The 24,168-nt window shown below is 45.6% G+C and carries 18 protein-coding genes and 1 riboswitch; of the genes, 14 read left to right on the forward strand and 4 right to left on the reverse strand.

Annotated elements, in window-relative coordinates:
• Positions 1–11 precede the first annotated feature (11 nt).
• The 7 genes from ABU165_RS06640 (at position 12) to ABU165_RS25170 (ending at position 7,299) form a co-directional block, all read left to right on the forward strand.
• On the forward strand, positions 12–944 hold the full coding sequence (locus ABU165_RS06640) for an ROK family protein (RefSeq protein ID WP_318059854.1): 933 nt from the start codon (positions 12–14) through the stop codon (positions 942–944).
• A 569-nt stretch (positions 945–1,513) separates the two neighbouring features.
• On the forward strand, positions 1,514–2,107 hold the full coding sequence (locus ABU165_RS06645; protein ID WP_318059855.1) for an SGNH/GDSL hydrolase family protein: 594 nt from the start codon (positions 1,514–1,516) through the stop codon (positions 2,105–2,107).
• A 633-nt stretch (positions 2,108–2,740) separates the two neighbouring features.
• Positions 2,741–4,003 carry a cytosine permease gene (gene codB, locus ABU165_RS06650; RefSeq protein WP_318059856.1) on the forward strand — a complete coding sequence of 421 codons (1,263 nt, stop codon included), beginning with the start codon at positions 2,741–2,743 and terminating at the stop codon, positions 4,001–4,003.
• A 3-nt stretch (positions 4,004–4,006) separates the two neighbouring features.
• A complete protein-coding gene (locus ABU165_RS06655; protein WP_318059991.1) occupies positions 4,007–5,275 on the forward strand; it encodes a cytosine deaminase in 1,269 nt (422 codons plus the stop codon).
• Between the two features lie 176 nt (positions 5,276–5,451).
• Complete coding sequence (locus ABU165_RS06660) at positions 5,452–5,886, forward strand: VanZ family protein (protein WP_318059857.1); 435 nt, start codon at positions 5,452–5,454, stop codon at positions 5,884–5,886.
• Positions 5,887–6,034: 148 nt separating this feature from the next.
• Positions 6,035–6,736: a phosphoribosyltransferase gene (locus ABU165_RS06665; protein WP_318059858.1), complete on the forward strand. Its 702-nt coding sequence runs from the start codon at positions 6,035–6,037 to the stop codon at positions 6,734–6,736.
• A gap of 296 nt (positions 6,737–7,032) precedes the next feature.
• On the forward strand, positions 7,033–7,299 hold the full coding sequence (locus tag ABU165_RS25170; RefSeq protein WP_009792881.1) for a LysM peptidoglycan-binding domain-containing protein: 267 nt from the start codon (positions 7,033–7,035) through the stop codon (positions 7,297–7,299).
• 56 nt (positions 7,300–7,355) lie between these two features.
• On the opposite strand, the gene ABU165_RS06675 is transcribed toward ABU165_RS25170, so the two are convergent.
• A complete protein-coding gene (locus ABU165_RS06675; protein ID WP_318059859.1) occupies positions 7,356–8,567 on the reverse strand; it encodes a M14 family zinc carboxypeptidase in 1,212 nt (403 codons plus the stop codon).
• A 323-nt stretch (positions 8,568–8,890) separates the two neighbouring features.
• On the opposite strand from ABU165_RS06675, the gene ABU165_RS06680 reads away from it, so the two are divergent.
• The 3 genes from ABU165_RS06680 to ABU165_RS06690 all read left to right on the forward strand — a co-directional run bounded on the left by ABU165_RS06680 (position 8,891) and on the right by ABU165_RS06690 (position 15,348).
• Positions 8,891–9,091: a helix-turn-helix transcriptional regulator gene (locus tag ABU165_RS06680; protein ID WP_101549151.1), complete on the forward strand. Its 201-nt coding sequence runs from the start codon at positions 8,891–8,893 to the stop codon at positions 9,089–9,091.
• Between the two features lies 1 nt (position 9,092).
• Complete coding sequence (locus ABU165_RS06685) at positions 9,093–9,392, forward strand: hypothetical protein (protein WP_318059860.1); 300 nt, start codon at positions 9,093–9,095, stop codon at positions 9,390–9,392.
• Positions 9,393–9,783: 391 nt separating this feature from the next.
• Positions 9,784–15,348 (forward strand): pullulanase, encoded by a 5,565-nt coding sequence (locus tag ABU165_RS06690; RefSeq protein WP_318059861.1) that lies wholly within the window; start codon positions 9,784–9,786, stop codon positions 15,346–15,348.
• A 100-nt stretch (positions 15,349–15,448) separates the two neighbouring features.
• Here the strand turns inward: ABU165_RS06690 and ABU165_RS06695 are convergent, their stop codons facing one another.
• The 3 genes from ABU165_RS06695 to ABU165_RS06705 form a co-directional block, all read right to left on the reverse strand.
• Positions 15,449–15,595 carry a hypothetical protein gene (locus ABU165_RS06695; protein ID WP_165352639.1) on the reverse strand — a complete coding sequence of 49 codons (147 nt, stop codon included), beginning with the start codon at positions 15,593–15,595 and terminating at the stop codon, positions 15,449–15,451.
• A 246-nt stretch (positions 15,596–15,841) separates the two neighbouring features.
• Positions 15,842–17,161: a DUF4179 domain-containing protein gene (locus tag ABU165_RS06700; RefSeq protein WP_318059862.1), complete on the reverse strand. Its 1,320-nt coding sequence runs from the start codon at positions 17,159–17,161 to the stop codon at positions 15,842–15,844.
• On the reverse strand, positions 17,151–17,693 hold the full coding sequence (locus tag ABU165_RS06705; RefSeq protein WP_101549157.1) for a sigma-70 family RNA polymerase sigma factor: 543 nt from the start codon (positions 17,691–17,693) through the stop codon (positions 17,151–17,153). Before ABU165_RS06705 ends, ABU165_RS06700 begins: the two co-directional genes overlap by 11 nt.
• Positions 17,694–17,790: 97 nt before the next feature.
• Here ABU165_RS06705 and ABU165_RS06710 point away from each other — a divergent pair, with 97 nt between their 5' ends.
• The 4 genes from ABU165_RS06710 (at position 17,791) to ABU165_RS06725 (ending at position 24,127) form a co-directional block, all read left to right on the forward strand.
• Positions 17,791–18,396, forward strand: coding sequence for a sigma-70 family RNA polymerase sigma factor (locus ABU165_RS06710; protein ID WP_318059863.1), 606 nt, complete (start codon positions 17,791–17,793; stop codon positions 18,394–18,396).
• On the forward strand, positions 18,389–19,789 hold the full coding sequence (locus ABU165_RS06715; protein ID WP_318059864.1) for a DUF4179 domain-containing protein: 1,401 nt from the start codon (positions 18,389–18,391) through the stop codon (positions 19,787–19,789). Before ABU165_RS06710 ends, ABU165_RS06715 begins: the two co-directional genes overlap by 8 nt.
• 156 nt (positions 19,790–19,945) lie before the next feature.
• A riboswitch (cyclic di-GMP riboswitch) is annotated at positions 19,946–20,036 on the forward strand.
• 130 nt (positions 20,037–20,166) lie between these two features.
• Complete coding sequence (locus ABU165_RS06720; RefSeq protein ID WP_318059865.1) at positions 20,167–22,011, forward strand: nitrilase-related carbon-nitrogen hydrolase; 1,845 nt, start codon at positions 20,167–20,169, stop codon at positions 22,009–22,011.
• 64 nt (positions 22,012–22,075) lie between these two features.
• Entirely contained in the window at positions 22,076–24,127 is a 2,052-nt protein-coding gene (locus ABU165_RS06725) for a methyl-accepting chemotaxis protein (protein ID WP_318059866.1), read from the forward strand.
• Positions 24,128–24,168 lie beyond the last annotated feature (41 nt).

Raw genomic sequence — 24,168 nt, forward strand, 5'->3', positions numbered from 1 at the left:
GGGGAGAAAGGATGCTTCATAATATCGGCATAGATATCGGCGGGACGAAGATTGCAGCCGGAATTGTGGATTCCGCTGGCAGCGTCATGTATCAAAACAGGGTGCTGACGCCTAAAGCAGGCAGACAGGAAATCATAAATTCATTGAAAAGTATCATTAAAGACATGCAGGAGCACGCAAAGAACAATGGCTTAGCCTTAGGGAAAATCGGAATCGGTACAGCTGGCCAGGTGGACTTCTCGCGCGGAATGATTCTATCAGGGACCGCCAATATTAAAGACTGGGGAAATACCCCCCTTGCCGGGATCATATCGGAGTTTGCGGGGCTGCCAGTTTATATTGATAACGATGTTAATGTATTATGCCTTGCTGAACAGCAGTTCGGCTCTGCCAAAGGCTTCCGGGAGGTGGTTTGCCTTGCTCTGGGTACCGGTGTCGGCGGTGCTGTTATCACAAATGGAAGTATGATGCGGGGAGCCTGGGGCGGGGCTGCAGAGCTTGGCCACATTACGATTGATATGAACGGAAAAGAGTGCAATTGCGGCATGAAGGGCTGTTTGGAAACCTATGCTTCCGGCGCCTGGATCGCCAGAAGGATGAAAGAGCTCGTTGAAAAAGCTGAGGTGCATGGTGATTATCCTGCTGAAATAACAGGCGAGGAAGTCTTCCGCTTGTACCATAATGGAGATCTTCTTGCTGAAGAAACAGTCAGCATCATGATCAAAGGGCTATCCTATGGGCTGGTCAACCTCATCCATACCTTCAATCCCCAGGTCATCGTGCTGGGCGGCGGAGTTATGTCGGGCGGGCAATGGATCATTGACCGGGTGAAGATTGAGCTGAAGGAGATTGGCCTTCAAACCCTTATACGAGATACAGAAATCAGGCTGTGCGGGCTTGATAGCCTGAGCGGGGTTGTGGGGGCTGCTTTGCTGGGGGAGTAGGGGGACGGGGTTTCTGTGCTGGACTCGAACCAGAGAGGAGCAGCTGGAGTGGATATGGGCCGAAATATTTTTAGTTGATGATTCAATGATAAAGAGGGGGATGAGTAATATCAGCGCTGATCGGTTAGAGCGGGAATATATTGTGCTTGGTGCAATGTTTTAGTAATTAATGTTTTTATGGCGTAGTTAGAGAAGTTGGCAGAATAAATAGCCGAATTGGTAGAATCACCTGTAGAGTTGGCAGAATAACCTGTAGAGTTGGCAGAATAACCGAAAAAGTTGGTAGAATCGCACTGGATACAGCTAGAATCCTATATAATCCCATCTCTACTAATGAAAAAATGCCCCTCTAGCATATGATAGAGGGGCATTTTTGTGATTTTTAACTTTTAATATTCATCAGCAAGACAGTTTTGCCTGTTCCCACAGACTTTTTACCAGGGCTGCTGTCCAATTTTCAAACATAGGTTCTCTGGAACGGCACTAAGCTTGTAATCTTGTCCTGTCAGCAGGAATCCCCAGGATGATGATCTAATATATAAAGAATCAAACTAAAGCAGGTGAAGCATATGAAATCAAAGAAACTCTTATTTATCGGCGACAGTATCACAGATCACGGCAGAAGAGAGGATCCTGAACAGATTGGATTCGGTTATGTAAGGAATCTGCGTGACTATTATATGACGGCATTTCCTGAAAAGGCGCTTGAGTTTATCAACAGAGGTGTCGGCGGCAACCGCGTTACTGACCTTGCCGACCGCTGGAAGGCGGATGTCATTGATATTCAGCCGGATCTTGTTTCCATTTCGATTGGCATTAACGATGTTTGGCGGCAGCTGGACAGTCCGGGGATTGTGCAGATAGGGCCTGAGCGATTTAAAGAAGTTTATGAAGACTTGCTGACACAGGTGAAGGAGGAGACTGAAGCTGAAATTGTGCTCATGGAGCCGACTGTCATTGAGGAGGATGTTCATTCGGAAGGCAACCGGCTGCTTGTCCCGTATGTTGAGGCTGTGCATGAGCTGGCTGAACAGTTCCAGGCAGTTGTTATTCCGGAGCATAAGGCATTTATACAGTATCTGGAGTCGGGAGGTAAACTTAAGCTGACGACAGATGGGGTGCATATGACATCGGCTGGGGATATGCTGATGGCGCGGACGTAGGTTATGGGAGCAGGTTCTTTGTCTGTCTTTAGCTGATACTGCTTTGGGTCGTTGAATGGGTGTGTTTTTCCAATAAATGTATTTTATGTAGAATAACGCTGATTTTATGTAGAATCATTGGAAAAATAGGTAGAATAATTAAGAATTTATGTAGAAAAATAGAATATTTATGTAGAATCATATACGTTTCGGAGCTCTACTTAGAAAAGTGTCCCTTTTACATATAGTAGAAGGGCATTTTTCATGCTATACCATACTCAAATACGGTCCAGCAGGGCATTATCTCCCGATTCAGCCTCTTTCTGCAAGGCTGGCATCTAATTTTCCAAGAAAAACCCTTAATATCGTAAAACCTTACATCTTCCTGCCACCCCACCTATTTGACATCCTCCTATTTTTCTGCAATAATTATAACCAATTAAATACTGGTACCTTTAATTCAGTCCCGTGAGGCTGGCAAGGACAGCGGAAATTATGAGAATCATTGGGTGAGGTGTATCCTGCCCGCTGGTTTTTCATGAGGAAAAAGGCTTCTTGTCGGAAACGGCGAGAAGCCTTTTTTCGTTTCCAACTTCCATCGAAGGATCCTTCGGTACCAGTTTCAACATTATTGAAACTATAGGAGGAATGGAAATGAAAAAAGTAGATTTGGATTTTTCACTTAGTGAGGTTCCGCAGAAGCACCGCAGCGGATTCTGGAGAATGCTTGTGGTAATGCTGGGACTGACGTTTTTCTCAGCGAGCATGTGGTCAGGCGGGACGCTTGGCTCAGGGCTGACTTTTATGCAGTTTATCGGAATCGTGCTGGCTGGGAACCTGATTCTTGGCGCTTATACTGGGGCACTTGCTTATATCGCGGCCAAGACCGGCTTATCGACACATCTGCTGACGCGCTATGCATTCGGTGAAAAAGGTTCTTATCTTTCTTCATTCTTATTGGCTGCTACACAAGTTGGCTGGTTCGGCGTCGGTGTGGCAATGTTTGCCCTTCCTGTCCAGAAGGTGACAGGGCTTGATGCCTATCTGCTGATTGCGATTGCCGGCATCCTGATGACAGCGACAGCGTTTTTTGGGATGAAGGCACTGGCCATCTTGAGCTTTATCGCAGTTCCGCTCATCACAATCCTTGGCAGCTTTTCAGTGTTCAAGGCTACGGAAACGGTCGGAGGTCTTGACGGCCTTATGCAGTATCAGCCAACAGAAGCGATCGGGCTTGCTGCGGCATTGACGATCTGTGTGGGTTCTTTTATCAGTGCGGGTACATTGACGCCCGACTTTGCCCGCTTCGCCCACACAAAGCGGTCAGCAGTCATTACGACTGTAATTGCCTTCTTTATCGGAAATTCACTCATGTTCATCTTCGGTGCTATCGGCGCAATCGCGACTGGCCAATCGGATATTTCTGAAGTAATGTTCATTCAAAAGTTAATTCTCCCGGCCATTCTGGTGCTTGGGCTTAATATCTGGACAACCAATGATAATGCGCTGTATGCATCCGGCTTAGGCTTCTCAAGCATCACGAAAATCTCAAAAAGCAAGGTTGTCATTTTTAACGGAATCGTCGGAACGATCCTGGCGATGTGGCTTTACAATAACTTTGTCGGATGGCTGACAATCCTCGGGGCTGCTCTGCCGCCGGTGGGAGCCATCATTCTGGCGGACTATTTTATCATCAACAAAGGCAAGTATAAGAAATTTGAGCAAATGACATTCAAAGCTGTCAACTGGCCGGCCATGATCGCATGGGGTGCGGGCGTGCTTGCTGCGAACTTCATTCCGGGGATTCCTCCGGTCAATGCATTGCTTGGAGCGGCGATCACATTCGTTGTCATCACCAAGATTGCAGCTCTCACGGCAAACACAGGCACAATAACAGAAATGGAAAAGGTGAGCTAAATGATGTTAATTAAAAATGCGAAGCTTAGAGGTAAGGATGGGCTTTGGAATATAACAGTAAGAGACGAAAAGATTATAGAATTGTCGCAGGGTGATGTATCAGACTGGCAAGGTGAGGAGCTTGATGTAAAAGGATCGCTAGTTTCAGCTCCTTTCATTGAACCGCATATTCATCTGGATACAACACTGACAGCAGGAGAGCCTGAATGGAACCAGAGCGGCACATTGTTCGAGGGCATCCAAAGATGGTCTCAGCGCAAGGAAACTTTGACACATGAGGATGTAAAGGAGCGGGCTAAAAAAGCGCTCAAGTGGCAGATCGCACAGGGAATCCAGCATGTCCGCACACATGTGGATGTGACGGATCCAACCTTGACGGCGCTGAAGGCGCTTTTAGAAGTAAAAGAAGAAATGGCTCCACATGTTGATCTGCAGCTGGTCGCTTTTCCGCAGGAAGGGATCCTTTCCTACCCAAGCGGGGCAGAGCTGATGGAAGAAGCACTGAAAATGGGTGCAGACGTGGTCGGCGGCATCCCGCATTTTGAGTTTACGAGAGAATATGGTGTATCTTCTATGAAAATTGCATTTGACCTTGCGGAAAAATATGACCGTCTAGTAGACATTCACTGCGACGAAATCGATGATGAGCAATCACGGTTTGTTGAGGTGGTAGCAGCGGAGGCATATGAGCGTGGGTTAGGCAGTAAAGTAACGGCCAGTCATACGACGGCTATGGGTTCTTATAATGATGCTTACACTTATAAACTTTTCAGGCTGCTTAAGATGTCGGAAATTAATTTTGTGGCCAACCCGCTCGTCAACATCCACCTTCAGGGGCGTTTTGACACATATCCAAAACGGAGAGGCATCACAAGAGTGAAGGAGCTTCTCGAAGCGGGAATGAATGTGAGCTTCGGACATGATGATATCTTTGATCCATGGTATCCGCTCGGAACAGGCAATATGCTTCAGGTTCTCCACATGGGCATACACGTATCCCAGCTCATGGGCTACGAAGAAATTGTCCGTTCCTTTGACTTGATTACCGATAACAGCGCCAGGACGCTTCATATCGAAGACAGCTACGGCATAGAAGCCGGAAAACCGGCCAGCTTCATCGTCCTTGACGCTGAAAATGAGTACGAAGCCATCCGCAAACAGGCAGCCGTCCTTTACTCTATCCGAAACGGCATGATCATTGCGCAGACAAGCCCAAGGCAGACTTCTATTCTGCTGGGGGAGCAAAGAGAAAGTATAAATTTTAGCAAATGATCTAAAGAGAGGGGGCAGCGGCGGCTGCCCCTTCTTGATATTCCGTGTCAGGCACCGCGAAAAGACACTTTCCTTATATTTGTCCATGAGCGGTGCCTGACACGGGGATTTACGCTGTATAGTTTAATTCCTCAACGGCGAGACTGTTCTTAAAGAAACTAAGGCGGTGCGCTATTTTGAGGATTCTCTTTGTGGTTATGATGAGTGTCTTTATATTCGTTTGTACTTGTTCAAGCAATTTTGCTGATTTAAGAGATTCAGGAGAAGTTCATTTCAAATGGCAGGGGAACCCTTCATTTGAAGAACTGCTGCTGCCTTGGCCATCCAGTGCTGATAAGAATTTTGCTTACCAGAAGGCTGGGCATGCTCTTGCCTTTTTCATGTTGACTGGCGGGCTGCTGAGCCTCATCCCCCAAGCATATTCAGCTATCATTGCAGCCATATATGCGCTGGCAACAGAATTCCTGCAGCTATACTTTTTGAGGAGCGGGCTGCTTCTGGATGTGATGGTGGACTGCGGAGGCATCTCCCTTGCACTGCTTATCTATAGTTTAATAAAGTCTGCTGCCGGCCAAAGCAGGCAGCAAAAAAGTATGAGCCAGAACAAATAAAGGTTTCTAAGTAACCGGCGCACAGCTCCCCCAAAAGGAATCAATCAAATCTTGCCATTTACCCTTCCTCTTTTTCTATAATATAATGACACAGGCAAAGCTTTCAGCAGTTTTCCCGGTTATAGTTTTTCTAAAAGAGGTTAGATAAATGAAAAATATATATCTTGATTATAATCAGATTTCCCTTTCGCTTGATTCTATGGCGGATGAGATAAAGAGAAAGGGCTTTGACGGGCTTGTGATTATTTTGCGGGGAGGCTCTTTTCCAGGCTTTCACCTGGCTTTCCTGACGGGGCTTCCTTATTATTTTCTAACCTATGACCGCAGCAGCGAGTCGGCAGAGTGGAAAGGGCAGGCTCCGGGCCTTAAGAAAGTCCTCCTTGTTGAAGACTTTGCCGGAATGGGAAATACGCTGATTAACAGCAAAGAGTTTTTAATAAAACAAGGCATTGAAGTAAAAACACTGGTAATCTGCAAGGATTCGAAATCAGCATCAGTGCCTGACTTTTTCTGCTTTGAAACAACGGAAGAAAATGCCCGCTTCATTTTGCCGTGGGAAAGATTCAGGCTTAATCCAGCGGAAAGCAGCGTTTCTAGATCAGAAAATATCGCCGATCATCAATTTGAGAGAACCCTTTGGGATGAACAGCTCTATTCCTTTGTCCGCGAAGGCGATGGGATTGCCGCAGGTCATATTGATAAAGGGAAGATGGCGATTTCACTCGGCTTTACCCATGTGGTGACGGCGAATGTAGAAGAGGCCATTCTAATATCCTCTCAATACCCTGAGCTCAGGGTAGCATGGTGGGACGGGGACAGAAGATTTATGATACAGTCTAAGGCGGTATAAGGAAAGAGGGACAGGTAATTGTTCCTCTTTTTTTGCTAAAAAAACTATTATTCTTGGATTTTCCCAAGCAGGTATTGCAATAAAGAACATCAGGACAACTCTTGCAGCTAATAGATTACTTAATAGAGAACCCTACATTCTTGAATTAGGCCAGTCTTGAAATAAACACTCCATAAGCCCTAAGTTATCATAACAAGACTTTCGTAAGTTTTCCCAAGGTCAACCCCATTGTTACTCCTTCCAATATTTGATAGTTTTGAAAGGAAGAACCGAAACTATATTAGGAGGAGATTTCTATGAAAAAGCTTGGGAAAATTGTATTAGCGTCTGCTATGTCTTTAGGGATTCTGGGGGGATTCGGCACTGTAGGCACTTCCACTGCTGAAGCCGCGCCTCCAGGCTGCTTTGGCCCGGTCTATTATTATGTGAAGTCAGGAGACACTCTTTCTGAAATTGCCGCTAAGTATGGGGTGACGGCTTCCTATCTTGCATCCTTAAATAATATTTCGGATCCGAATAAGATTTATGTGGGCCAGCGTTTAATGACATATAACTGTAACTAATAGAATTAAAAACCTCCATCCTGCCGGGGATCCAGGATGGAGGCTTTTTTAATCCTTTACAGACCTGGCTCATAAGCGGTCTTCGGAATCTCGTTATACTCATTAGCATCCAGATTCTCCACCGAGCCGTCCGCAACTCCTTCAATAATAGCATTCAAGCCGGTTTCAACCGCCTTCACAAGCTGTCCCTTTTTCTTTTGTCCCAGTGTATGGGACTGGCCCCTGACCTCGAATAGGACCGTGCCGCTTCCGTTAAGGGCGAAGCTTCCCAATGCAGTGCCTGGAAGGTCCAGGTTCTGCTGATAGAGGGTGATGTTATTGAACGGCGAGCTGCCGATTGATTGAAGGGCATTATAAGCTGCTAAGTTCAGCTGCTTTGAATACTCAACATTATATTGATCTGCATATTCCGCATATTTGGCTCCCGCAGATGTATTTGGATCAGGCACAAACTCGCCTGACAAGGACATCGTGACGATGTCGTCCGTTCCTTCTACATAGTATTGTCCTTGATGATGAAGATCAACGAAGACATCAACCTTCCCAAACTCGGCCTTTAATGCTTTATACACATCCCTTACCGTTTGGGATTCCGGTGTTATGTACCAGCCGGGTTCGCTTGACCTGCCAGGGAAATCTCCGGCCTGCGGTACGTAATCCAAGTCAGGGTTGAAGTCGCGGTTCACATCAAACCCAGGCTGTCCGGTGTAATTTCGCTCCTGGATTGTGCCTGAGGCATAATAATTCCATGCTGGCTTTGCGGCTGCTGCAAGCTGAGGGAAATCCTGCACAGCTTCCTCCCAAGACATATCATTTCCGCGGCGGTCAAGCTTAGAAGCGTCAGGGTTGATTTTTGGCAGCACCACTAAAGTGACATTTTCACGGATCTGCCTCGCTTCCGGTGAATTGCTGGATCCAAGATGCTGAAGGATTTTTAACAGTGCCTCTGTGCCTGTCTTTTCATTGCCGTGAATTTCGCTTTCAATCAGTACCACTTTTTCCCCTGTACCAACTCGTGCCTGGTAAATGTCCCGTCCCTGATTGGATTGGCCGACAACCGATAACGACACTTTGCCCTGGCTGCTCTTCTCAATCTGCTGGAGCTTGTTTACCATTTCGGCATAGTCAGTAAATCCAGCCACAGAGCTGGCCTCATACTGTCCTGCTTTGCCGCTGTCAGGAGATGGGGCCGCAATAGCTGTGCCTCCAGCCCCCGCACATAAAACAACTGCTGTACTGAATCCTGCAATCCATTTGTTTACCTTCATCCTGTCACTCTCCTTCGCTTTTCTTACAAAGACTATTGTAAATCGACAAGCCGCCGTCACCTTGTCGAAATATGAACTACGCACAGGTCTAGTTTTGTAGGAATGAAATGAAGAGTGTCGAATATTTCGCATTTCGAAATAATTGAATAGTTCGTCCTATCAGGTGTATAGAAAGATCATGTCCATTGTCACCCATTCTCAGATTAAGCATGACTATGAATCTATATATGTAATTAATTCCATACTTTTTGTAAAAAATACTTTACATTATGTAAGAAATATATTACCATTCACTCAATGGCATACCTAAAGGGCGGATGAAAATGCTTGATAATAAAATCTCTGTGTACAGAGCGGAAAAGAAAATGACGCAGCAGGAGCTGGCAGATGCAGTCGGGGTCAGCCGGCAGACAATCCTCTCCATTGAAAAAAACAGATACAATCCCTCTCTGATATTGGCCATTAAGATTGCAAAGGTGTTAGACAAACCAATCATGGACGTTTTTGATTACAAGGAGGAATAAGATGTTTTCAATGCTCAATGTTTCGATTGTCGTACTTGTTGTCTGTGTCATTGTGTCGGAGGCCTATAAGGCCAGGTTTGAGAAAGACAGTGAATCCAAGGATGAGAGGGGACAGGTGATCCAGCTGAAGGTCATGTCCCTTTCCTACAAGCTCCTGACCGCCGGTGTCATGCTGGGATTCTTTCTCTCCGCCATCACAAAAATCATGCACCAGGATTATTTTATCTTCTATATAATGCTGATCTTCCTGCTGCAAAGCGTCGTTTCTGCAGCATACTTATTCCAATTGAGAAGACAGTAGAAGGGATGAGGGGACAGCCCCCTTGTTCCTTTTTTATTTGCGTTAATGGGCCAAGGGGTCTGACCCCCCGGCTCATTTTTTGTTTTGGGCCAAGGGACCTGACCCCCCGGCCCACCCGGCCGCATTATAGGACTTTGTTCCGTTGTAAGGGATTGCCGGTTATTGTAAAATTTTCTTATCAATCCTGCAAGCGCTTACAAAATTGTTCCTTCGCTGGTACCAACATCATTCTTTCTTCAGCATCCTTTTAAAACAATATCGTCTCTGTCCAACTGTGCAACTTTGTGCAAACGCTTTCGCAACCCGCGCTGCAGGGCTATCTCCGACAGAAAGGAGGCACCCCCGAACAAAGTTTATCCTATCCAACCAACCAAAAGGAGGAAAGCAATTCATGCAAAAAAACCGACGCCCACTGTCCATCTTCCTGTCGGCCATTATGCTATTAAGCCTGTGGCTGCCATTTATGCCGGCACGTGCGGCAGCAGCTGAAACAGAAGCATCCGACACCCCTGAAGCGGCACAAACCTCTGAACGGCAGGTCCGTTTTACTTATACCCGCGATGACAAGACATATGACGGCTGGAATATCTGGGCCTGGAACACAGGCGTGAAGGATGACCAGATTAATTTTGAATCCTATGAAAACGGGGTTGCGACCGTCAATATTGCTGTTGCCCCTGAAACAAAGCAGTTCGGCTTTGTGCTCCGCAGCACAGAGGACTGGGATACTGCGGAAAAGGAATTTGGCGACCGCTTCATTCCTGTGAATAAAAATGACAGTTTGACAAAAGCATACATCACGAGCGGTGTGGAAAAGATCCGGATTGTCCCGGACGGATCAGCGCCTGTTATCAACAAAGGCAATGCCACTTTTTATTACCGCGATAAAGAGCTTTTTGCCAATGACAGCATGAATTCTATTGAAAAAGTTGAACTCAAATTCAACGGTGAAACACAAGAGATGGTGTATGAGCCGGAAAACGAGCGATTCATGCTTACATACGAGAATATCCCGAACGGGAAGCATGAGTACTCTTATCTTGTTACCAAAGACGGCAAAACCATAGAGGTTACAGATCCTTATAACACAAAGGACGGCATCTCTGCCATCGACTTTCAGCAGGCTGACTTGACTGTAACTGCCTCAACCAGGCCAGCAGCCATCGATTATAGCCAAAATGCTGTTCTGAGTGTAGATATAGCAGGACAGACTGACGAGGTAAAGATTACTAAAATTCTCGCTGATACTTCCTCTTTGGGAGGGCCTGATCAGCTGGAAATTGACCCTTCACTCGGCAAAATCACCATTGCTGCAGATGACAGCACAACTGCAGGTGTGAAAAAGATTCCTGTTACAGCAGTGGATTCTTATGGCAATGAATATAGCGGGAATGCCGAAATCGAAATCAAAACACGCCAATCTGCCGGTGAAGGTGATTTTGACTGGGATGAATCTGTCATCTACTTTATGCTGACAGACCGTTTCTTTGACGGAGAGTCCTCCAATAATGATCCATACGGGCTGAGCTATGACGATTCCCGCGGCGCCTATCAGGGCGGTGATTTTAAAGGGATAACCGAAAAGCTGGACTACCTAGATGATCTTGGCGTCAATACGATCTGGATCTCTCCGGTCGTGGAAAATATTCAATATGATGTCCGAGACGGTGAGGAGGATGGCGAACCTTATTATGCCTATCACGGCTACTGGGCGGAAAATTTCAGCAAGCTGAATCCTCATTTCGGCACAATGGAGGACTTCCATACCCTCATCGACGAAGCCCATGAGCGCGGCATTAAAATCATGGTGGATGTTGTATTGAACCATACCGGATACGGCCTTAAAGAGCTGGATGCCGGCAAAGAAAACCCTCCGCCAGGCTACCCGGATGATGGAGACCGGAGCCGCTTCAAGGATATCGTCCGCCAGGGGAATGTGGGCAGCGATGAAGTGGTTGGCGAGCTGTCCAGCCTGCCGGATATCAAAACAGAGGATCCTGCTGTCCGAAAGCAGATCATCGACTGGCAGACAGACTGGATTGAAAAAGCAACAACGGCAAACGGCAATACAATCGATTATTTCCGTGTGGATACTGTCAAGCACGTGGAAGATGCCACTTGGATGAGCTTTAAAAATACGCTCACCGAAAAGATGCCGGAATTCAAAATGATCGGGGAAGCATGGGGTGCAGCACCTGGCAATGATTTTGGCTACCTAGAGTCCGGGATGATGGATTCCCTGCTGGACTTCGGCTTCAAAGAAACAGCCCGCAATTTTGTGAACGGCAAGCTGAAGGCTGCCAATGATGCCCTGGCTGCTCGAAATGCAAAAGTAGATAACACCGCCACTCTTGGCCAGTTTTTAAGCAGCCATGACGAGGACGGTTTCCTGCATTCACTTGGCGGTGACACAGGCAAAATGAAGGTTGCAGCCTCCCTGCAGGCAACTGCAAAAGGCCAGCCTGTTATCTATTATGGTGAGGAGCTTGGCCAGACAGGCGCCAACAACTACCCGCAATATGACAACCGCTACGATTTTGCATGGGATAAAGTAGAAGGCAATGACATGCTTGAGCATTATAAAAAGATTCTTAACTTCAGGAAAGACCATTCCAAGGTTTTTGCCAAAGGTGACCGTACAGTGATTGGCGGTTCTGACAAGGAGCAATTCCTGCTGTTTGCCCGCAGCTATGGGGAACAGACCGTGTATACCGGACTGAACACAGCGGATAAGGCAAAAACCATTAAACTGGCGGTTGATTCAAAAACAGCCACAGTAACAGATCATTATTCTAATAGAAGCTACCAAACTACTGAAGCTGGAGAAGTTATTCTGACAATCCCGGCCAACTCAGATGGCGGCACTGTCCTGCTGACCGTGGATAACGGCAGCATCACAGGGGCATCGCTTCAAAGCGGGGAAGAGGGCGAGGAACCTGAAATAGAGCCGATTCCTGAGAACTCTGTCCGCATCCACTATAACCGTGCCGACGGCAGCTATGAAAACTACGGGGCATGGCTCTGGAATGACGTGAAGTCCCCGTCAGCCAATTGGCCGGTCGGTGCTACTATGTTTGAAAAGAAAGACAGCTATGGTGCCTATATTGATGTCCCCCTTGCTGAAGGAGCCAAAAATATCGGCTTCCTGATCATGGATGTGTCCAAAGGGGATGCAGGCAAGGACGGCGGCGATAAGAGCTTCACTATTTCCTCGCCGGAGATGAATGAAATCTGGATAAAGCAGGGATCTGATCAGGTGTTTACCTATGAACCTGTCGATCTTCCGGAAAACACAGTCCGCATCCATTATACCCGTGACAACGGGGATTATGATGACTTTGGACTATGGCACTGGGGAGATTCAGCAGCTCCTTCAGAAAACTGGCCTGCTGGCGCAGCTGATTTTACCGGAACAGACCGGTACGGAGCGTATGCTGACATCGAACTGAAGGAAGATGGCAAGGAACTGGGCTTCCTTATCGTGAACGAAAGCAATGGGGAAAAGGATGCCGGTGACAAGACCTTCAACCTGCTGGATAAATATAATCAGCTTTGGATCAAGCAGGGAGACGATCTGGTCTATATTTCACCATATGGAGATGTGGCATCAGGGATGACCACTGCAGAAGTCATCTCAGAAGATACGATTCTATTGAACTTTACCATGACAGAAGGATTGACTGCAGACGGATTGAAAGCCGGCTTATCTATCACTGATAAGGACGGTAAAGAAATACCCATTACAAGTGCAAAGATTACAGGTGAAAAAACGGCTGAAGTTAAAGCGGAATTCGAACTTGAGAAACTGCCGCTTTCCGTAACCTATTCCGGCCGCACAGTTTCTGCTTCATCAGGCTGGCGGATGCTTGATAAACTGTACAGCTATGATGGTGATGACCTTGGAGCCACCTACAAAAAAGGCGGAGCGGTGCTGAAGCTGTGGGCGCCGACTGCTAGCAAGGTTACGGCCAATTTTTATGATAAAAAAGATGCTGCCAAGCTGATCGGCAGTGTTGATCTCACGCTTGGAGAAAAAGGCGTCTGGTCAAAAGAAGTCAAGCCTTCGGACCTTCGGGTGAAGGACTTGAAAGGCTATTACTACCAATTTGAAGTGACCAATAACGGCGTAACCAAGAAAGTGCTTGATCCTTATGCGAAATCGATGGCGGCTTTTACCGTCAACACGAAAGGGGAAGCCGGGCCAGACGGCGATGATGTTGGAAAAGCGGCGATCATCGACCTGAAGGGAACAGACCCGAAACATTTTGATCATGCAAAAATCAAAGGGTATGAAAAGCGTGAGGATGCCATTATCTATGAAGTCCATGTCCGTGATTTCACTTCCGATCCTTCCATCAAAGGCGATCTGGATGCGAGATGGGGCTCTTACGAAGCATTCATCGACAAGCTTGACTATATTAAGTCAATGGGTGTGACGCACGTCCAGCTTCTGCCTGTCATGGCCTGGTATTTTGGCGATGAGACAAAAATGGGGGAGAGGGAAATGACATATTCAGCAGGAGGAAACGAGTATAACTGGGGCTATGATCCGCACAGCTATTTCTCGCCTGACGGAGCGTACTCGGAAAATCCTGAAGACGCGGAGCTGCGTGTCAAGGAACTGAAGAAACTAATCGACGCAATTCACGATGCCGGCATGGGTGTGGTCCTGGACGTTGTTTACACCCATATGGCCAAAGCAAGCACGCTCAATGATATTGTGCCAAACTACTATGCTTTCCAGGATGCCAAAGGCAATTTCCTTGGAGGGTTCGGCAATAACCTGGCAACAAGCCATACAATGGCTGAAAAGCTGATGGTAGATTCAGTGAAATACTGGTTTGACGAATACAAGATTGATGGCATGCGTTTCGACATGATGGGGGATGCAACCTATCCGTCCATCCAGAATGCCTATGATGCAGCTGCCGCAATCAATCCGGATGCCCTGTTCATCGGTGAAGGCTGGCGGACATTTGCAGGTCATCTTGCTGACCCGGCTCTTGAAGGAATGGGGGCAGATCAGGATTGGATGGATAAGACCGATGATGTTGGTGTGTTCTCTGATGAAATCCGCAATGAGCTGAAATCCGGATTCGGTTCGGAAGGGGAGCCGAGATTCATCACAGGCGGTGCTCGTGATCTGGGTGTTATTTTCAATAATATCAAAGGCCAGCCGTCCAACACTGCAGATGATGATCCGGGCGATATGGTCCAGTACATCGCCGCGCACGATAATCTGCCGCTGTACGATGTAATCGCCCAGTCAATTAAAAAAGACCCGGCCATCCCGGAAAATAATCTGGAAATCCATAAGCGCATCCGCCTCGGCAACTCGCTGATCCTGACCTCGCAGGGAACTGCCTTCCTGCATGCCGGCCAGGAATACGGGCGGACAAAGCAATGGCTCGCTGAAGGAGTGCCGGAACAGAAGTACCATGAGCTGAAGGATGAAAAAGGGGATCCGTTTGGCTACTTTATCCATGATTCCTATGATTCATCCGATGCGATCAACAAGTTCGACTGGCAGAAAGCCACGAACAGCAGAAAATACAAGGTGAACAACGTTACAAGGGAATACACAGAAGGGCTGATAAAGCTGAGAAGGTCAACAAACGCCTTCCGCCTCGGCGATAAAGAGCTCGTAGATAAAAATGTCTCTCTGCTGAAATTCCCGGAAATGAAGGATCAGGATCTGCTGATAGCTTATAAAAATGTTTCCACAGACAAAACAGGCAGCTATTATGTCTTCGTCAATGCGGACAGCAAAGCCCGCAGCCTGACGCTTGGGAATCTGGATCTATCGAAAGGCAAGGTGCTTGCCGATAACGACGAAGCGGGCACAAAGCCGGTCAAGATGGAATCAGGATTTTCTCTTAAGAAAAACAAACTCACCATCGAACCTTTAACAACCCTCATCATTAAAGTAGATGAAAAGAAGAAGGGGAGAAAATAAAATTCATAAAAAACGGGGGGACAGTGAATCTGTCTCCCTGTTTTCATAAAAAAACACCCATCAGGGTGCTGAAAGATTCTCATTCATTTTGTATTAGCTCCTACCTGATAACCAATCCGCGCCTCTTCTTCAAAGGAATGCTGTAGCAATCATCACAAACTCCATCATTATCAACAAACTCCGTGTAATCAGCAATTTCAGATTTGCATGCAGAGCAAATCCATTTTTCTGCGGCAGCCTGCTCCATATGATCATCTCCTTTTTTGTCATTATTCGGCAAAAGGAGAAAGTTTCCTGCTGATAAATGTATATTTTTTGAGTATTCAGTTACTTATTGTCATATAGGCGCAGGAAGAGACATTCCTATCCCTGTTAGGTTGATTATAAATATTTGATATCAATGCCGACGTTTGTTAATAGCATTCTTTTTGTTACTGCAAGAAAACCAGCTGAAAAATAAAGAGTCAGCCAATATGGCTGAAGCTCTCTATAACTATTTAACATCCACTTCTAATGTAAGGCCATCGAGCTTTTTAATATTGGATTTAAAGATACTCACGATTAATTCATCCAGGGAGTCATTTGTTTTAAACCGGGCAAGGATATAGCCTTGCTGATCACTGGTATAATTGTCTAACCGTTCAATCTCGGCAGTTTCTCCTTTTTTCTTTAATGATAGATGACTGCGTGTAAGGCTTGGCGGTCCGTCTGCTTTGTATTTTATCCTGGTTTCCCCCTGTTTTTGCTGTATATCCGTAATTGTGATTCCGCCATATTTATCTTGGGGCAGATAAAAAGGCAGTTCTTGTTTAAGGGGGCTATCCAGTGCTTCATGATAGTCTGCATCCTCGATATAAGGCTGGATGGATAACGATTCAGGCAGTTTGCTCATTGGCTCGTAATATAGCCTGTATTTTTCAATATACTCGCCTGCAATATCGTCTCCGGAAGTACCTCCCATAGTCATGAATGGAAGGATATTTCCTTTGTTATCCTTCACTTCAAAAATGAATCTATCCAGATGACCCATGACTTCCTCTTTTGATCCAGGTGTGGCCATATTTACTTTTAGAAGGGTGGAGCTTTGGGATAATGCAGCTTTTTCAAGAGTAACTGTCCATTCATCATTGCTGGCAGTATCTGTTGGCCGCAGCTCAATGGCATCAACTGCTTTCTCAATTGGAAATTCAAAGTTCCACTCTCCTTTTTGTTCTCCAACAGAGAATAATTGAACCCCAAGTTCAAACTGATCTGGCCAATCCGCTGAAGGGTGAATCTGATGCAGGTAACGGTGCCCCTTGTCTATACTCTGGGTACCCCCTGAATAATTATAAGAATCATCTCCATTAACTGTTAATTTATCGTAAAAGTAAGGGCGCTCCATCGGTACATTGTTCTTTTTTGCCGAATAGATCAAAGCGATGCGGTCTCCATCATACAAGGCCTCATGAATGGTGACTGCAATGCCATTATCTTCAACGGTCTGGTTTATCTCCTGGAATTTCCCTTCATTATGCAGATTCTGCAGCCCTGCATCTCCCAATGGATTATGCACTGCTTCGTCCCTGTCCGCGATGGTGGAGCTTAGAGGCTTCTCTGGATGATTATTGATAGAAGAGTTGGAACTGATAATAAGAATAGTCGCAATAAGAGGCAGCGCAGCCAGTGTTAGGGCCGGAATAAGCTTTATTCTTTTAGGCTTTTGCTGTTTTTCCATCTTAAGGAATACGCCTTTTTTATCACTTTCAGAAAACTGCAGGCCATCTCCATATTGATTGATGAACTCCTGTTTTAAAGATGATTTATTCTTCATTAAAATATTCCTCCTTTAGAGTCGGGCGCAGCTTATCCTTGGCTCTGCGGATTCTGGTTTTAACAGTATCTAATGGAACCGATAATATTTCTGCTATCTCTTTTGACTCCAGTTCGTGGATGAACCGCAGGATCAGAACTTCCCGGTACTTTTTTGGCAGGCTCATGATGTGGTCGACGATGCCCTGGTCGTTTAGCTTTCTCAGCGTGATAGTTTCTGGTGTTTGCTCTGTTGCCTGCTCCTTTGTATCATCTGTCAGAAAAATCTTCCGGATATAGTACGATTTCAAGTAATCTTTGCATTGATTGACAGTAATCCGGTATAGCCAGGTCTTCAAAGACGACCTTTTCTCAAAACCTTTTATGTGCATAAAGCATTTCAAAAATACAGTCTGAACAATATCCTTAGAGGCTTCTATATCCTTTACATAGGAAAAGGCCAGGATGGTTAAATCTGTTCCAAACTCTTCCATGATATCGTCGAGTAAGATATCGGCATTTTCATTTTCTATGTTGATGGCATTTCCCAACATACCTTCCCCCCTCTCATAATAATTAGACGAATGGCAAAAAAACGGGGGTTCAAACCCTGTATTCATTTTACTATAATTGGTAAATGGGGCTTTTATAATGATTTTGAATAAAAAATGTGATCCACCTCGTTTAATTGTTGAAAGGGGGATAAAAATGAAAGCCGGCAAAATTTCAGAGAGATATCCCGAGGGGAAAGAGGAAGCATTACTAGCAGAATTAATGGCCGAATTCGGCACCGAACTGACGTATCTTGCCTATTCATACGTGAAAAACAGCGAGGATGCAAAGGACATCATACAAAATGTATTTGTTACAGCATATAGGCATTTAAATGAAGTCCAGGAAAATTACGTTAAGTCCTGGCTTTATAGGGTGACGATAAATAAATGCAAGGATCATTTGAAAAGTTCGCTTGTCAGAAGGGTGGTTCCATTTGGGTTGCCCATTGAAAAGAAAGAATCTGAGCCTTCTTTGGAAACGAGCATTATTGATAAGGAGTTTTCAAGCTCGGTGAGAAAAGCAGTTTTTAAATTGAAGCTAAAATATCGGGAAGTGGTATTCATGAGATACTTTCAGGATCTCAGCATAAGCGAAATAGCTTCCGTCCTTAAGCTTCCGGAAGCGACCGTACGTACAAGGCTAAGAAGAGCAAATGAGCAAATGGGACAGATTTTGAAAAAGGAGGGTTTCATTTATGAATAATCCTGATAAAAAAATCAATAGGATTTATTCAAAGCAAGAACAGGAAAAACTGAAATTTTCTTCTGAGGATCAGAAGATTGTGTTTTCCAAGATACAAAACGGCAGTATCGAGCGCAAGAAAAAAGCCAGCTTTACAATTATTGCTGCTTCTATTATGACGCCTGTCCTTTTGGCTGTAATCCTTTTATCCCTTCTGCAGACACCGCTTAAGCCGCATATCACATCGGCACTTCCATTCTTAGAAAGCTTGCTGAAAGAACATGGAGATGAAGGACAGAAAAAAGCCTTAAAAGAGTATGAGCCCCAGCAGATCAATCAATCAGCTGAAAGCAATGGCATTAAGATTACAATGAATGAGGTTTTCTTTGATGGGGCAAGGATTTCTGCTTCATATGCTATCGAGAATCAGAATGAGGACAATGCTAAAGACTTGGACTTCTTTTCATATAACATGAAGATAGACGGTGGAAATGCTGGGGATATTGGATTCTCAGGAGGAAAAATCATAGAAAGAGAAGGAAATAAGATTAATAAAATTGTTAACATCGATATTGAAAAAGAGCTTCCTGAAACCTTTACTTTTGAACTCAGCATTGATGAACTAATTAATACGGAGGATATGGAAAGCGATACTATAAAAGGCAGCTGGAGTTTCTCGTTCCCGATTAAAAGGATCGGAGAAATTTATCAACTTGAGCCATCTGTGGCGCGTGTGAGTAGTTTTGGCGATATCAGAATAAAGAAAATGACTTTCTCACCAAGCGGGATGCTGATTGATGTTGAGACAAAGCAGCCTCAAGATGCAATTCAAGAAACAGGAGTTATTGCCTATAGAGTTTATGATGATAAAGGTAAGCTGTTGACACAATTAAATAATTCGGGTTCATCGTACAAATATGAATCGGGCATAGGGACACGTGTATCGAGCATCTTATATGCTCCTGTGGACAGCATCCCAAAATATCTAACAGTCAAACCATATATTAGCTTGAAGTTCTGGAAAGAAGAGCCGAAGAAAAACATAATAAGTATTACTGAAAATCTCCCTATTTTTCTGCCCCAAGGAGAAAATGGCGGAATCCTAATTAATGAAATTGTAGAGAAAAAAGGAGAAGTTTGGGTTAAATATGATGTAAAGGGAGATTTTGTACCAGAAAGGAAAAAGAACTTTTCTCTGATCAATGGAAAGGAAAGAAGCAAGGAGACTTCTGTAGAGCAAGAAGGTGACAGGGACAGTGCCAAGCGGAAAAACCAGCTTATGAAATTTAAAATTCCATATAATGAAAATCTTCATTTCATAGCTATCGATGAAAGCCCGGAATGGATTAAGGATTGGGAGCTGAAGATCCCTATTAAAAAGGAAGATTTAAAAAAGCTGAATGGCTCTGAATAAAAGGGGAAACCTCTGAATGCTATATTGGACATTCAGAGGTTTTTTTATAAAACTTAGTATTATTTGAATAGATGAACTTTAAATTCAAACTAAAACAATCTGCCTCAATGACGATAAAAGACATTGTGGGTAATTATAATCACGACTATATGCTCATTCTGACAAAGGCAAACCTGCTGAAAGGCAGGGACGCAAAGCTATGGGTCTAAGGCTCCCCCATTGGAGTTATGACTGCCAGGCCGCCGGATTAGCCTCAATATACAGATGGCTGTTCCTGCTTTTTCGGATGGCCATCTTTTTTTGCTTTACCGGTATACATGCAATGCAGCTATATATTCTTTTACCCGAAAATAAACACAGTGAAGGAGAAAAAGAACATGCAGCCAAGAAAATTAATTATCATCGTTGCTGTTATGCTGACGATCATCGCAGCGGGCAGCTATCAATGGCTTCAGGCTGACCAGCCTGCAGAAGCTAAAGGAAAGGACAGCCATCAAGCACTATCAAAGCCATTTGAAGTGGCGTCCGTCCAATTCAATCCCATTCTGAATGAAAGGGATAAAAACGTAGAAGAACTTCTTAAAGTAACAGAAGAAGCCTTCAAGAATGGCGCAAGGCTGGTGGTTGCTCCTGAAATGGCGACGACGGGCTATTATTATGCTGACCGCAAAGCGATTGAGCCATTTGTGGACACGATTCCTGGAAAGACGACCGATGCTTTTGCCAAGCTGGCCAAGAAATATGATTCTTATGTTGTATTTGGCATGCCGGAAGTAGACAAGGAGACAGATCTTTACTATAATGCTGCCGCTCTTGTCGGTCCTGAAGGCTATGTAGGCAAATACCGCAAAACGCAAATGTGGGAAACGGAAATGCACTGGGGAGCATGGGGCGACCTGGGAGTGCCTGTTTTTGATACAAAGCTTGGAAAAATAGCCATCAATGTTTGTATGGATTCTGCCTACTGGGAGACTGCAAGATTAGCAGGGGCGAAGGGTGCAGATATCCTGGCATTCCCGACTAACTCATCAGCACAGGCTATTTCTGCCCTGCCTGCTCGGGCCCAGCAGAACGGCATGTATGTGGTAAGTGCCAATCGTTCTAATACAGAGAACGGCTTCCATATGGTCGGCGGCAGCGCCATCTGGTCTCCGGAAGGCAAAAAGCTTGCTGAAGCCGCTGTAGTCATGGATCCAAGCGAGGACATTAATGAAACAACGATTACGTATGCGACTATCGATCCGAAAGAGTATGATAACCGCAATAAAGAGTATTTGAAGGAAAGAAGACCGGAGCTTTACAAAGATCTGATGCTGAAAGTCGCTCCTTGGGACTATACGAAAACAGCAGAACCGAAGGATGTTACGGCAGCTGCTCTGCAGTATGAGCCTGTAGTTGGCAATAAAGAGGCCAATAGGGAAAAGGTTGCGAGTTTGATCATGGATGCTAAGAAGAAGAACGAGGACTTGAACCTTGTTGTCCTTCCTGAGCTGTCTGCAACAGGACCTGTCCAGGGACTGGATAAAAAAGAGATTGAAAAGCTGGCCGAAAAGGCTGACGGTGAGACAGCACAATTCATGGCTGCTCTTGCAGAAGAGTTCAACATATCGATTATCTACGGATTTGTTGAAAAAGAAGACGGCAAGCTCTATAACTCAGCTGCACTAGTATCTGAGGATGGTGAGACTGCCGGTAAATATCAAAAGACACATTTAAGCAAGAATGATAAAAAGTGGGCAAAGGCAGGAAATGATCTGCCTGTGTTCGAGACTCCGGCATTAGGTAAAGTCGGGATCCTCATCGGCGAGGATGCTGTCTATCCGGAAGCGTCCGGAGTGCTGGCAGCCAATCGTGCTGATATCATTGCCATTCCATCTGCGTGGAATGGACAATACGGCGGCGATATGGAAATCGAAAAACGCTTATCAGCCAATCCTTATCCGGACGGCTCAATGGTGACATGGGATGCAGTGGCAATCGGAGCCCAGGCTTATACAGTTGCAGCCAACTATACAGGAACAGAAGCTAACTATTTAGGCCGCAGCAGCCTTTATACACTTGATCCGCTATATGCACTTGACCAGCCTATGGCCGCTTCAGCTGACAGTGAAGAAGCTTTCATCGTTTCCTTCAGGACGGTGCAGCCTGACGCCTGGTTCAATCAGGAAATGCTCATCCTTTCAAGACAGACAGCTTATTTCAAACCGCTTATCGAAGAGTAAAATAAACAGCAGGAAAAAGGCAGCCCCATGCCTTTTTCTTGTTTAATAGAAAGGCATGGGAACTATGAAAAAAATGAAAATATCATTCAAATGGAAGCTCCTTGTTTACTCCCTGCTTCTGGCAATCGTCCCGATGGTGCTGATTGGATTCCTTGTGGACCGCACTGTTACCGACCGGACGGAAAAGGATTTTATCAGATCAAGTGAGAGAGAAATAAAGCAGGTCGACAATGCCATCTCCATCTACTTCCAATCCATAAGGGAAAATGCCCTGCTTTTGGCAACAAATCCTGTTGTACAGAAGGCGGATAAAAGTGTCACCTCTTATATAAATGCCTCAGGCGGAGACACAATCGAGATGACACCATCCAAAAATGGGGTACTCGAAAAAGACATTTTCGGGGTGTTCTCCCAGTTCGGCAGTACCCATCCGAATGCAGCCTATGTATATATGGGAACTGAGGACGGCGGCTATATTCAGTATCCGGAAGGCCCCACTACGCCGGGCTTTGACCCGAGAGAGCGCCCTTGGTACCAAACAGGAATTGACAGTTCAGGCGAAGTGAAAATGACAAGCGCCTATGCGGCAAACGGCTCGGACGCCATCATTGTCAGCAATGTATCGGCCATTGAACAGGGCGGGAAAAAAGTTGGTGTGCTTGGGTTCGATGTCAGCCTGGGCGGATTGACTGACCTTGTCAAGGACATCAAAATCGGGAAAAATGGCTATGTTATGCTTGCCCAAGGGGACGGAACGGTCCTCGCGCATCCCAAGAAACCGGAGATGAACTTTAAGCCGATTTCCGATTTGAAAATCGACGGATTGACTGCGACAACAAAGGATGGCTCGTTTGAAACAAAAATCGACGGCAAGGATTATGTTTTGAATGTGATCAGCTCAAATAACCAAGGCTGGAATTATATTGCTGTTATTGAAGAGAGCGAGCTGTCTGCAACTGCCGGGCAGATCCGCCAGGCCCTCCTCATTCTGGGAGCCATTGTTGCGGTTATTGCCGTCCTTGTTTCCATCTTCATGAGCCTTCGCATCACCGGCAACATCAAAAAGATCAGCGATCTGTCTATGCTGATGTCAAAAGGTGATCTTACGCAGCAGGTGAGGATCAAGTCCAATGACGAAATCGGGGAGATGGGCCAGAACTATAACCTGATGGCAGGAAACCTCAAGGAAATGATCACTAAGATCTCTGATGGTTCCCAGCAATTATCAGCCACCTCTGAGGAGCTGGCTGCCGGATCGGCTGAAAATCAGAAAGCGTCCAACCAAATCTCTGAGTCCATCCAGGGTGTTGCTGCTGGTACAGATCAGCAGAGTGACGCAATGGAGGATGCAGTCGGGGTTATCAATCAAGTGGCCGGCCATGTAGAAAAAGTCAGTGCAAGTATGCAGGCTGTCCGAAAATCGATCAGCCAGTCTGCTGAAACCGCTGATAAAGGAAAAGAAGTGGTCAGCAAAACTGTCCAGCAGATGGGCGAAATCAACCTGCATGTCACTTCCTCAGCCGAGAAAATCGGTGAGCTGAGCGAAATGTCCAATAAAATTGGCCAGATTACAATGATGATCCAGTCCATTTCAGAGCAGACAAACCTCCTTGCCTTAAATGCAGCCATCGAAGCAGCAAGAGCCGGGGACCATGGAAAAGGGTTTGCCGTTGTAGCTGATGAAGTCCGGAAGCTGGCAGAGCAATCAAGCCAGTCAGCCCTTCAAATCAACGAAATTGTTGTTGATATAAAGGAAGGAATCCAGGACTCCATGGACCTTGTCAACAAAGGCTCAGAATCTGCCAAGCAGGGCCTTCAGCTTGTGAACGAAAGCGGGACGGCTTTCGGTGAAATCCGCAGTTCCGTCATGGGGGTTGCAGAAGACGTCACCGAAGCAGGAACAGCCATGGATACCATGAGAGATCGCATCCAGGATGTTGTTCAATATATTCAGAGAGTCTCACAGACAACTATAGAAGTGAACGACCACTCCCAGACTGTGGCAGCTTCATCCCAGCAGATGAGCGCTTCAATGGAGGATGTCTCTTATGCTGCACAGGAGCTGGCTAAGATGGCTGTTGAGCTGCAGGAAGCTATTGGGCAGTTTAAGCTATAATGAGTTAACGCAGAAAAAGGCAGAGCATGAAGCTCTGCCTT

The sequence above is a fragment of the Cytobacillus sp. T106 genome (genome assembly GCF_040492155.1).
Lineage (GTDB): Bacteria > Bacillota > Bacilli > Bacillales > Cytobacillaceae > Bacillus_AB > Bacillus_AB infantis.